This is a genomic window from Pseudoalteromonas arctica (genome assembly GCF_012927645.1).
GTDB lineage: Bacteria > Pseudomonadota > Gammaproteobacteria > Enterobacterales > Alteromonadaceae > Pseudoalteromonas > Pseudoalteromonas arctica_A.
This window is the reverse complement of sequence record NZ_JABBMT010000021.1, coordinates 50,451-61,956: the sequence shown is the minus strand read 5'-3', so window position 1 is coordinate 61,956 and position 11,506 is coordinate 50,451. Positions and strand designations below refer to the sequence as shown.

The window sequence follows — 11,506 nt, the reverse complement described above, 5'->3', positions numbered from 1 at the left end:
GACTCGGTTAGTCGGCACCATTTATTTAGATAATTTGAAAGAGCAACTGACTTGTAATCAGTAATTCATTCAGGTTATCCGTTCGACTCGGTTAGTCGGCACCATTTATTTAGATAATTTGAAAGAGCAACTGACTTGTAATCAGTAATTCATTCAGGTTATCCGTTCGACTCGGTTAGTCGGCACCATTTATTTAGATAATTTGAAAGAGTAACTGACTTGTAATCAGTAATTCATTCAGGTTATCCGTTCGACTCGGTTAGTCGGCACCATTTATTTAGATTTATTGTTAAATTAACAGTGGATCAGCACAGTTAATGTGCCTCGATAGCTCAGTCGGTAGAGCAGAGGATTGAAAATCCTCGTGTCCGTGGTTCGATTCCGCGTCGAGGCACCATTTATTAAAAGTTATCAATCTTTAAAATTGAAATGTGCCTTAGCACACAGTTTAGTATGCCGACTTAGCTCAGCTGGTAGAGCAACTGACTTGTAATCAGTAGGTCAACCGTTCGACTCGGTTAGTCGGCACCATTTATTTAGATGATTTGAAAGAGCAACTGACTTGTAATCAGTAATTCATTCAGGTTATCCGTTCGACTCGGTTAGTCGGCACCATTTATTTAGATGATTTGAAAGAGCAACTGACTTGTAATCAGTAATTCATTCAGGTTATCCGTTCGACTCGGTTAGTCGGCACCATTTATTTAGATGATTTGAAAGAGCAACTGACTTGTAATCAGTAATTCATTCAGGTTATCCGTTCGACTCGGTTAGTCGGCACCATTTATTTAGATAATTTGAAAGAGCAACTGAGTTGTAATCAGTAATTCATTCAGGTTATCCGTTCGACTCGGTTAGTCGGCACCATTTATTAAAGTAAAATGTCGTGTTTATCGTACGTTTTACAGCACAGTTAATGTGCCTCGATAGCTCAGTCGGTAGAGCAGAGGATTGAAAATCCTCGTGTCCGTGGTTCGATTCCGCGTCGAGGCACCATTTATATTAAAGCCCTGCATGAAAATGTGGGGCTTTTTTTGAAAAAAGTCTGCTAAATACATGGTTGCGCTTTTTAATTCAAGCACCTAGCACCTTTAATCCCACAAAACCTGCGCTTTATCGCTGTATCAACTAAGTATTTGTAATTTTATGTAAAGTCAGTTGAGCTATTAGAGCTTGAGTGATTGAATTACAGTTAGTAATTGATGTATTCAGGGTTAAACATGAACTGGCAACTAAAGCCGAGTATTGTTGCATTAACTGTGTTGTTCATTGGGGCTTGTGCAACACAGCCGACTCAGCAAGAGCGAGTGCAACAACTCGATGCATTGCCAACTAACTGGCAACAAGATTCCACGCAAAAGTTAGACGAAGCTGTTGCTGATAATTGGTTACAGCAACTTGAAAATCCACAAGTGTATGCGCTTGTGGGGCAAGCATTACGTCATAATCAGGCTATATTGCAAGCTGGGTTTGATGTCGCTATAAAACAGCAACAATTAATTGCAACTGGGGCGGCACTTTGGCCAAGTCTTGACTTGTCTACGCGCACAAACCGCAGTAAAAACAACCGCCCAGTTAGTTATAATAATGCCAGCTCAACTGACATATCTTTAAGTTATGAAGTTGATTTATGGGGTAAACTTGCAGCGGCTGAGCGCCAAGCTAATTTAGAATATTTAGCGCAAAAAGCGACTTTTGAACAGTCTCGTCAACAATTGGTAGCAGATGTCGTCAGTGCTTGGCTTAATGTAATAACGGCGCAGCAGTTATTAGCGCTCTATAAGCAAAGAGAAAAAATCGCTGAGCAGAATCTCACTATTATTGAATCAGGATATCGTCAAGGATTGAGCGAAGCACTCGATGTATATTTAACCCGTAATAAATTAAATACAGCACGCGCTAATATTGCCCAGCAGCAAGCTACATTAACAGAATCGATACGTACACTAGAGCGATTAACCGGTGTCTATCCCAAAGGTGCTTTAAGTGTTGATGCCGATTTGCCTTTACTTGATAAACCAATTCCTAAAGGTTTGCCGTCAGAGCTGCTTACTCGTAAACCAAACTTAATGGCGAGTTGGTATCAGTTATTAAGTACGGATGCCGGCTTGGCTTACGCCCATAAACAGCGCTTTCCTAGCTTAAACCTAACCGCTTCACTAAGTGATAGCACTGATAGAATGAGTGATTTATTTTCCCCTTCAAGTTTAGCGTGGTCTTTAGTTGGCAACATTGCTATGCCGATTTTTGATAGTGGTCGTTTAGCTGCAAATGAACAGCAAGCAAGTCTAACAGTTAAACGCCAAGAGCAGATGTATCTTGAATCTCTCTATGACGCATTTACCGATGTAGAAAATGCGATTACCCAAGAGCAATCTCTTCAGCAACGTTATAAAACAACACTTGAAGCACAAACCAATGCTATTGCTGCTGAAAAGTTATCGTTTGAACAATATAAAAGTGGTTTAGTTAACTACACAACTGTACTGGATGCACAAGATCGCTCTTTTAGCGCACAAAATTCAGTGATCAATATTAAAAGTCAGTTAATTTTAAATCGCATAAAGCTACATGTTGCCCTTGGTGGCGATTTTTTCGAGCCGAACCAAGAATCAGAAGAGCAATAATCATGAACAGTAAACTTCGTAAATTATTAATCCCAGCTATTGTTATCGCAGTAACAGCGGTGTTAATTGTCTTCATTAAGGGTAACCCACCAAAGAGCGAACGTTTTGGCTCTGCGCCTAAAGCAAATGTTACCGTTGCTATTTCTCATCTAAAAGCAAAGCCTTACCAAGTTATGATCAACAGCTTTGGCACGGTAAAGCCGCGAACGCAAAGCATCTTAGTGTCGCAAGCATCTGGGCAAATTATCAATGTTAACGATCAATTTCGTGACGGTGGTTTTTTTGATAAAGATGAAGTATTACTAGAGTTAGATGACAGAGATCATCGAGCTGAAGTTAAGTCTGCACAAGCTAATTTATTAACTGCCCAACAAGCGTTATTAGAAGAGCAAGCACGCGGTAAACAAGCACAAACTGATTGGCAGCGCTTGGGTAATGGTGAACAAGCCAGTTCTTTAGTGTTGCGCAAACCACAACTAGCAGCGGCGCAAGCTGAGGTTTTATCAGCGCAGGCACAACTAGAAAAAGCAGAGCTTGATCTAGAACGAACCAAGATCAGAGCACCTTACGCTGGGCGAGTACTCAGTCGCAGTGTTGATTTAGGGCAAGTTGTGAGTAACAACACTGAACTGGCGTCTATTTATGCAATCGACAGCGTCGAAATTCGCTTGCCAATTAAAAATAAAGACTTAGCGTTTATCAATTTACCCATGCAATTTAGAGATAAAGATAACACTGAGCAGGGTGCTGATGTGGCCTTAACGTCAGAACTTGTTGGTCATCAACATTGGCAGGGACAAGTTGTGCGCACAGAAGGTGCTATTGATGAGTTCGCCCAACAATTATATGTAGTCGCAAAAATAAATGACCCTTATAAAGCCACCGCAGATAAGCAGTATCCAATTAAAATTGGCCAATATATCAAAGCTGAAATTACCGGAAAAATATTACCCAATGCTCTCGTAATCCCCAATAGTGCCATTTATCAAGGCAGCTATGTGTATACAGTAAAAAATGGTGTTTTAAATCGTAAAGACATCACATTGGCTTGGCAAAATGCAGAAAAAGCAATTATTGCTACAGGTTTAAATAATGGTGATGAGCTTGTATTAACCCCGCTTGGTCAAGTGAGCTCAGGCACCAGAGTAAGCGTTATGAGTGAAGAGCAATACCAACGTATACTTGATGGAGGCAGCCAAAAGCCAAAAATCGCTGAACAAGGAGCGAAGCAATGATCGCTTGGTTTATCAAAAATCATGTTGCAGCTAACCTTCTATTGATCAGTATATTATTAGCCGGATTGTTTAGTTTGTTTACACAAATTCCGTTGGAAGTGTTTCCAACGATTCAAACTGAACGGGTGAATGTGAGTGTATCACTGCGAGGCTCTACACCTGAAGATGTAGAGAAAGGGGTGACCATTCGTATCGAAGAAGCGGTACAAGACTTAGAAGGCGTTAAACGCATTTCGAGCCGCTCATCAGAGGGCTCATCATCGGTAAGTATCGAAATTGAAAATAGTTATGATCCGCGAGAGTTGCTTGCAGATATAAAAAACCGAGTTGATTCGATTAATACCTTTCCTGTGGATGCTGAAAAACCAATCGTATCGCTTGCCGAGTGGAAAAGCGAAGTGATCGCCGTCACCGTGTCGAGTATCTATGGCGAGAAAGAAACCCTCGCTTATGCAGAAACAGTACGCGATGAATTATTAAGAGATCCAAGTATTACCCAAGTTGAGCTCAGTGGTGTTCGTGACTATGAGCTATCTATAGAAGTAAGCCAGGATGTGCTGCGCCAATATAGTTTAAGTTTAGCCGATATATCATCAGCGATTGCCAGCTCAAGCTCTGATGTTTCGGCTGGTAACTTAAAAACCGAAGGCGGAGATGTACTGATCCGCTCTAAAGGACAAGCTTATCGTAAAGATGAGTTCGCTAAAATCGTTATTAAAAACCAAGCCGATGGTACGATTATTCGTTTAGGTGACATTGCGACAATTAATGATGGCTTTGAAGAAACGCCTGTTCGAACACGCTTTAATGGCAAACAAGCAGCATTTATTGATGTTTATCGTATCGGCCCGCAAAGTGCTATTGATGTTGCTGATGCCGTTAAAAACTATATTGATGTGCAGCAAAAATCGCTCCCAGAAGGCTTTGAACTAAGTTACTGGGACGATGAATCAGAACTTGTTAAAGCGCGGATAGCGACTCTATCTACCAATGCACTACAAGGCGGAATTTTGGTTCTAGCTTTACTAACGTTATTTTTGCGACCTGCAATTGCGTTTTGGGTGTTTATAGGTATTCCTGTATCGTTTATGGGCGCATTTTTAGCGATGCCATTTTTTGGTGTGAGCTTAAACGTAATGAGTTTATTTGGCTTTATCTTGGTGCTGGGTATCGTGGTGGATGACGCCATTGTTACCGGTGAGAACGTCTATACCCATATGAAAACGGCTGAATCAGGCGAACAAGCTGCTATTCGCGGCACGCAAGAAGTAGCCACACCGGTTACTTTTGGTGTGTTAACTACGGTAGCTGCATTTTTACCGCTGGCATTTATTGAAGGTCCGCGCGGAGCTTTATTCGCACAAATTCCGGTAGTAGTGATCCCAGTTTTATTATTCTCATTAATTGAATCAAAGTTTGTACTGCCTGCACACTTAAAGTATTTAAAATTACGCAATGAAAAAAGTGATCCATCAAAACTAGAGCAGTTTCAGCAACGTTTTGCCGACGGCTTTGAACATGCGATATTAAAATATTACCAACCCCTGTTAAATCTGGCGATACGTAATAAATTAGCCACCATTAGTTTCTTTGCCGGAGTCTGTTTAATTATTCTAACCTTGATCACCAGCGGTTGGACTAAGTTTGTGTTTTTCCCACGTATTCCAAGCGAGACAGTACGTGCAACCTTGACCTTTCCTGCAGGTACACCTTTTGAAGTGACCAATAAATATATTATTGATATGTCAGATAAAGCGAAGGATTTAAAAGAAAAATACCGTGATGAAGATGGTCAAAGCGTCATTTTAAATATTTTGGCAACCACGGGGGGGCGTGGTGGCTCGTCAAACTCAGGCAGAGTAAGATTTGAAATTACACCGACGGAAACGCGGGACTCAAGTATCACTTCTCAAGAGTTGGTAAGTGAATGGCGAGAGTTAATTGGTATTATACCCGGTGCTGAAAGTGTTACCTTTAGGGCTGAATTTGGTCGTACCTCAAGCCCTATCGATGTGCAGCTTAATGGTAGCTCAATTGTCACCTTAGAAAAAGTAGCTGATAAAGTAAAACAACGGTTAGCGACTTACCCAACAGTGTATGAAATTGCTGATAGCATGTCAGATGGTAAAGAAGAGCTTGAAATAGAATTGACCGATCAAGGTCTTGCACTTGGCTTAAACCGAGTTGATGTATCACAGCAAGTGCGGAACTCATTTTTTGGTGTGCAAGTGCAGCGTATCCAACGCGGGCGCGACGATGTGCGTGTTATGGTACGTTTACCCATTGAGGAGCGTCGCTCAGTAGCCGATTTAAAAGATATTCTGATAAAAACGCCAACCGGTGGTATTGTGCCGCTGTCGCATATCGCCACGTTAGTGCCCGGTAAAAGCCCTTCAACAATCAATCGTATAGACCGTTATCGAACGCTCAATGTGACTGCTGACATTGAAAAAGGCAATACCAACATGACGGTCTTACAAGCAGATCTTAAAGCATACCTTGATGAGTTGGTGCGACAGTATCCTGGTGTAACTCATTCACTCGAAGGTGAAGCCAAAGAGCAAAGAGAATCCTTTGGTTCACTTGCATGGGGCCTACTGTTTGTATTCTTTATTATCTATGCCTTACTGGCCATTCCATTTAAGTCTTATATTCAGCCACTTATTGTTATGAGCGTGATCCCTTTTGGGATGATTGGTGCGGTAATGGGGCACTGGATCATGGGCATGGACTTGAGCATCATGAGCTTACTCGGCATGCTGGCTTTAGTCGGCGTGGTGGTGAATGACTCATTAGTACTAGTTGATTTTATTAATAAAAAGCGTGCGGAAGGTGGCGAACTATTAGAGGCAGTAAAACAAGCGGGCGCATCACGTTTTCGCCCTGTGATGTTAACCAGTATCACTACTTTTATTGGTTTAATGCCGTTGTTGTTTGAAAAAGCAACGCAAGCACAGTTTTTGATCCCCATGGCAGTTAGCCTTGGTTTTGGGATTATTTTTGCAACCTTTATCACCTTATTACTGGTGCCCGTTAATTACCTGTTGGTAGAGCGCGTACAAGGCTGGTTTAAATAAACAACTTCCCCACGGCTAATTAGGTGTGGGGAATACATACAAAATTTCTCAAACTATTTTTTCAAGCTGAGGTAAACTAACCACAAAGTAGTTAAATTCAAAGGCTTCAACATGATTGAATACCCGATTGATCAACTCCCACAGCTTATTGACGAGCTTCTACAATGTGATACCACAGAGCGTAAAAATAAGCTGTTAGTTGACGCCAAAGAGATACTCTCGACAGAACATTTATCGCTATTATTTGAAGCCTTACCAAAAGATCAGCGGATTGATATTTGGCAATTATTAGATGAAGACACCCAGCACGAAATATTCATTAATCTAGGTGCCGATAGCTGTCGTTGGTTATTGCAAACTCTCGATGAAGATGACGGCTTTAAATTACTTGATGAAGTGAGCGTTGCTGAATTACTTGAACTTGAAGAAGTGATCCCTGAGCGCTTTGTTGAATACGCTCGTCGCCAATTAGATGAAGTACAAACTAAGCAATACGAGTTAGCGCAGCAGTATTTACCAGAGCAACTTGGTCACTGGCTTGATTTTGATTCATTAAAAGTGTCGGACAAATTGACCGTTGGTGGTGCAAAGAAAATATTACAAAAGGGCTTACCGCAATACACCGAAGTTATTTATTTAGTGAGCCGCAAAGGCACCCTAATTGGTGAAGTACCCGTAAATGCATTATTTAAAGCCAATGACTCAGATATCTTACTAAGTTTTGCTGATCACGATATCACCTCACTGCATGCTGACGATGATTTATATGAAGCTGCGGAAGTAGTGATCCATAGCGAAAGAATGGCCATGCCAGTCGTCAATGCTGATAATAAACTACTAGGGCGCTTAAAAGTTACTTCAGCTTACGAATTACGCCAAGAGGTCACCGATGAAGCCACGGCAAAAGCCGGTGGTTTACGTGAAGACGAAGATCTATTTGCCAGCGTACGAAAAAGTGCTAAAAACCGTGGTATTTGGTTAGGCATTAATTTGGCTACCGCATTTTTGGCATCTTGGTTTATAGGCTTATTTGGCGCAACCATTGAGCAAGTGGTTGCATTGGCAGTATTAATGCCGGTAGTTGCGTCAATGGGAGGGATTGCAGGTAGTCAAACACTTACCGTAATTGTGCGCGGTTTAGCGCTTGGTCAGGTAACCGACTCAAACCGTAAGGCGTTACTTAAAAAAGAGCTGAGGGTAGGGGCTGTGAATGGCTGTGTATGGGCTATGGTAATTGGTGCGCTTACCTATTTTTGGTTTAGTGATGTGATGCTCAGCATTACCATTACCGTGGCTATTTTGCTTAATTTAATAGCAGCCTCTTTGTCAGGCGTAGTGATCCCTTCTATTTTAGATAAAATGAAAATCGATCCCGCATTGTCAGGTTCAGTAATATTGACAACAGTGACCGATATCGTTGGTTTTGTGACTTTCTTAGGGTTAGGTAGTTTATTACTACTTTAGTGTGTGATGTATGATAACTTTTGCTTACACTTGGTTGATTTCAGTTTTATTTCCTTTATATGAACTTTTAGTGAAGAGCTGGTTGACGCGTAGCATCTGGTTCTTTTTTATCATAAAGTACAGCTCTCGCAGTGGCGAGCTACATAATTAAAAAAGGAAATACTCAATGTCAAAGAAACCAGCTAAAGCAATAAGTAAAGAAGTCAAATCGATTAAAAAAGAAATCAGCGCACGTAAAGATAAAGTCGCAAAACAAAAAGCCAAAATAGGTAAGCTTAAAAAAGCGCTGAAAAAAGCAGCTTAATTTAGCATATCATTGCACCCCTCATAACGACGGCCCATATTTATGGGCCGTCGTTAGTTGTTTAATTAAAAATTAAACGTTACATTTGCATAAACAAAGCGACCATCCAAACTATATGGCGTGAATCCGCTGTAAGTGAAAATTTGGTTGAAATCACTATAACCCACGTTATTTACAGTATCTTGCGGGTACTGATCAAATAGATTATTAGCGCCTAAAGCCAGCTTCCATTGCTCAGTTGGACGATAAGCCACTTCAATATCAGTGAGCCATTTTGCTTTAAGCCGTTCATCGCCATCAGCATCACTTGATGCATCAACTACTTCTCCATAACGTGTTACACGAAGCGTGGTTTGTATATTTTCATAATCCCATGTTGCAGACAGGTTCCATTTATCTGCTGGTGTGCCTTTTTCGAATCGAGAAATTTCACGTCGTGCAAAGTATTGATATCCATCACCTAACGCTTCGAGTTCCGGTGGATTGTCTTTCACATGAGTAACTTCTGTATCGTTAAAGTTTACAGCGGCACTTAAACGTAAGTCACCATAATTAGCTAAACCGAGTAAATAAGTGGCAACAATGTCAACCCCTTGAGTACGCGAATCGATAGCATTGGTAAAGTAGCGCACACTTTGGGTATTAAGCTCACCGGCTTGTTGTAAAATAGCCTCAACAGCAGGGCCTTCTAAGTTTTCAGAAAGCACAATGCGATCATTAATATCGATACGATAAGCATCAAGAGTGAAGTTAAAATTACCTTGGGTAAAGATAAAACCAGCGGTCATATTGACAGACTCTTCAGCATCTAAATCTTTTGCGCCAAGCGCTTTGGCAGCAGGCTCATTACTTGGAAATAGCCCAACTTCTCTAGGTACACCATCTTCAAATACAGTGCTAACTGATTTATAAGATGTTTGTGCTAGGGATGGCGCTCTAAAACCACTACTGATAGCTCCACGTAACGATAATGCAGGAGTAATGCTATAGCGGCTGGCAAGTTTCGCTGTAAAAGTACTGCCAAAGTCACTATAGTCTTCAAATCGACCTGCTAGCACAGCATTCCAATTCTCAGTGAGGTAGGTATCAAATTCAGCAAATAGGGCAATGTTATGGCGGCTTTTATCAGTTGCACTATCCGGTGAAAAACCGGATAAAACTTGTGCGCCACCAGCGGCAACAGGCACGCCTTGTGCATCAAGCACCGTTAAATATGAAGCTAGTTCACCGGCTTTGATTTGGTAGTTTTCATGGCGATATTCAGTACCAATGGTAACAAACACGTCATCAGGCAAGCCTAAGTCAAAGCTATTGCTGGCATCCAGATTAATAAGGAATTGTTCATATACTAACGCGCCATTGTCAAACTCTGTTGGACTGTTAGTACCCATAGAGGTATTGATACTATTGCTAACTCCTAAGGAAAAGTCATTGCGACCATAATTAGTGCTGATATCCCATGTCCAATCATTACTAATTCCATTTAAGCCGATAGCAAACGAATAGTCGTCAACATCAGTGTCAATGTTTGGTAAAAAACCATCTGGATAAACGCTTGGCACATTGCGGTTGTCTTTGGCACGGCGATAGAAGCCGCCTGAGTTACCTTTACGATTTGAGTAACTGGCAAAAGAGTAAAATGATAAGTCATCATTAAAGTCATAGCCAAGGTTATAAAATAGCGCGATATCTTCAACATCGGCTTTACCAAAACGGTGATTATAACGGTCAAACGTCAGCTCTTTTGGATCAAGTGCGCCGTTTTCATCACGATTATATTGTTCTCGCTCATCAATACCTGAGCGGTTAGTTGGCTCGTTGTTACGGGTTTCAATTGAGATATTGATAAAGCCATTCTTGCTAAGCGAAAAGCCCGCATTGGCACTTGCAATACGGGTAATACCATCGTTAACGCGGCGCTCATCACCTTTAACAAAACCAAGCTTACCTTGTGAGTCGACGATTGTTTCTTTTAACTGGGCAGAGCCTGCCATTTGTGAATCATATTGGCCATAAGTGTAGCTTACACTACCGCCTTCATCGGCATCTTTGAGCACAATATTAATCACACCAGCAATGGCATCTGAGCCATATTGAGCAGCTGCACCATCACGTAATATTTCAACGCGTTTAATCGCAGAGGTTGGAATATTATTTAAATCAACAGCCGTAGAGCCACGGCCAACTGTGCCACCTAAATTCAATAAAGCACCAGAGTGACGGCGTTTGCCATTGATCAGTACTAAGGTGTGATCAGGAGCTAGGCCTCGTAATACTGCTGGTTTTGCATGGTCAGTACCATCAGCAAGGGTTGCGCTTGGGTAATTAAAGCTAGGTAATTGCGCTGCAAGCACTTGGCTTATTTCTAGTTGGCCAGAGGTTGCCAGATCACGACTGGTCAGCAAGTCTACAGGCACGGTACTTTCCGCGATACTTCGTAAACTACGGCGTGTGCCGGTGACCGAAATAACTTCAATATCTTGTGCTGTTGTGTCAGCTGTTTGTTCAACAGCGATTGCAGTCGCTGAAGTAGCCAATGTACTTGCGATAGCAAGTTGCAAAGGTAACTTGTTAAATAGTTTCATTGTTTATCCCGTGTTGTTGTCATACGCAACCTAGTGTATATAGGGGGTTGGGAACAAACAAATAATATTAAAATATAGTATATGTATAACTAAAGCGGTTTGTTAAAATATATTGGTTTTTGTTATGGCTATGTTTATAAGCTAACGCTGATTTTATTTCTGCCGTCAGATTTTGTTCTGTACAGTGCGCTACCCATCATGCGTTTTTTATTAA

The 11,506-nt window shown here is 41.3% G+C and carries 6 protein-coding genes and 3 tRNA genes; 8 read left to right on the top strand and 1 reads right to left on the bottom strand.

Features of this window, described 5'->3' with window-relative positions:
• Positions 1–321: 321 nt before the first annotated feature.
• The 8 genes from HHO47_RS13250 (at position 322) to HHO47_RS13215 (ending at position 8,707) form a co-directional block, all read left to right on the top strand.
• A tRNA-Phe gene (locus HHO47_RS13250) sits at positions 322–397 on the top strand.
• Positions 398–455: 58 nt separating this feature from the next.
• Positions 456–531: transfer RNA gene (locus HHO47_RS13245), tRNA-Thr, on the top strand.
• Positions 532–920: 389 nt separating this feature from the next.
• A tRNA-Phe gene (locus HHO47_RS13240) sits at positions 921–996 on the top strand.
• 224 nt (positions 997–1,220) lie between these two features.
• Positions 1,221–2,627 carry a TolC family protein gene (locus HHO47_RS13235; RefSeq protein ID WP_169020719.1) on the top strand — a complete coding sequence of 469 codons (1,407 nt, stop codon included), beginning with the start codon at positions 1,221–1,223 and terminating at the stop codon, positions 2,625–2,627.
• Positions 2,628–2,629: 2 nt separating this feature from the next.
• Entirely contained in the window at positions 2,630–3,862 is a 1,233-nt protein-coding gene (locus tag HHO47_RS13230; protein ID WP_169020718.1) for an efflux RND transporter periplasmic adaptor subunit, read from the top strand.
• Positions 3,859–6,939 (top strand): efflux RND transporter permease subunit, encoded by a 3,081-nt coding sequence (locus HHO47_RS13225; protein ID WP_169020717.1) that lies wholly within the window; start codon positions 3,859–3,861, stop codon positions 6,937–6,939. The genes HHO47_RS13230 and HHO47_RS13225 overlap by 4 nt, the downstream gene beginning before the upstream one ends.
• A 111-nt stretch (positions 6,940–7,050) precedes the next feature.
• Positions 7,051–8,403: a magnesium transporter gene (locus tag HHO47_RS13220; RefSeq protein WP_169020716.1), complete on the top strand. Its 1,353-nt coding sequence runs from the start codon at positions 7,051–7,053 to the stop codon at positions 8,401–8,403.
• Positions 8,404–8,569: 166 nt separating this feature from the next.
• A complete protein-coding gene (locus HHO47_RS13215) occupies positions 8,570–8,707 on the top strand; it encodes a hypothetical protein (RefSeq protein WP_169020715.1) in 138 nt (45 codons plus the stop codon).
• A 65-nt stretch (positions 8,708–8,772) separates the two neighbouring features.
• Here HHO47_RS13215 and HHO47_RS13210 read toward each other — a convergent pair whose 3' ends face one another.
• Positions 8,773–11,292 carry a TonB-dependent receptor plug domain-containing protein gene (locus tag HHO47_RS13210; RefSeq protein ID WP_169020714.1) on the bottom strand — a complete coding sequence of 840 codons (2,520 nt, stop codon included), beginning with the start codon at positions 11,290–11,292 and terminating at the stop codon, positions 8,773–8,775.
• Positions 11,293–11,506 lie beyond the last annotated feature (214 nt).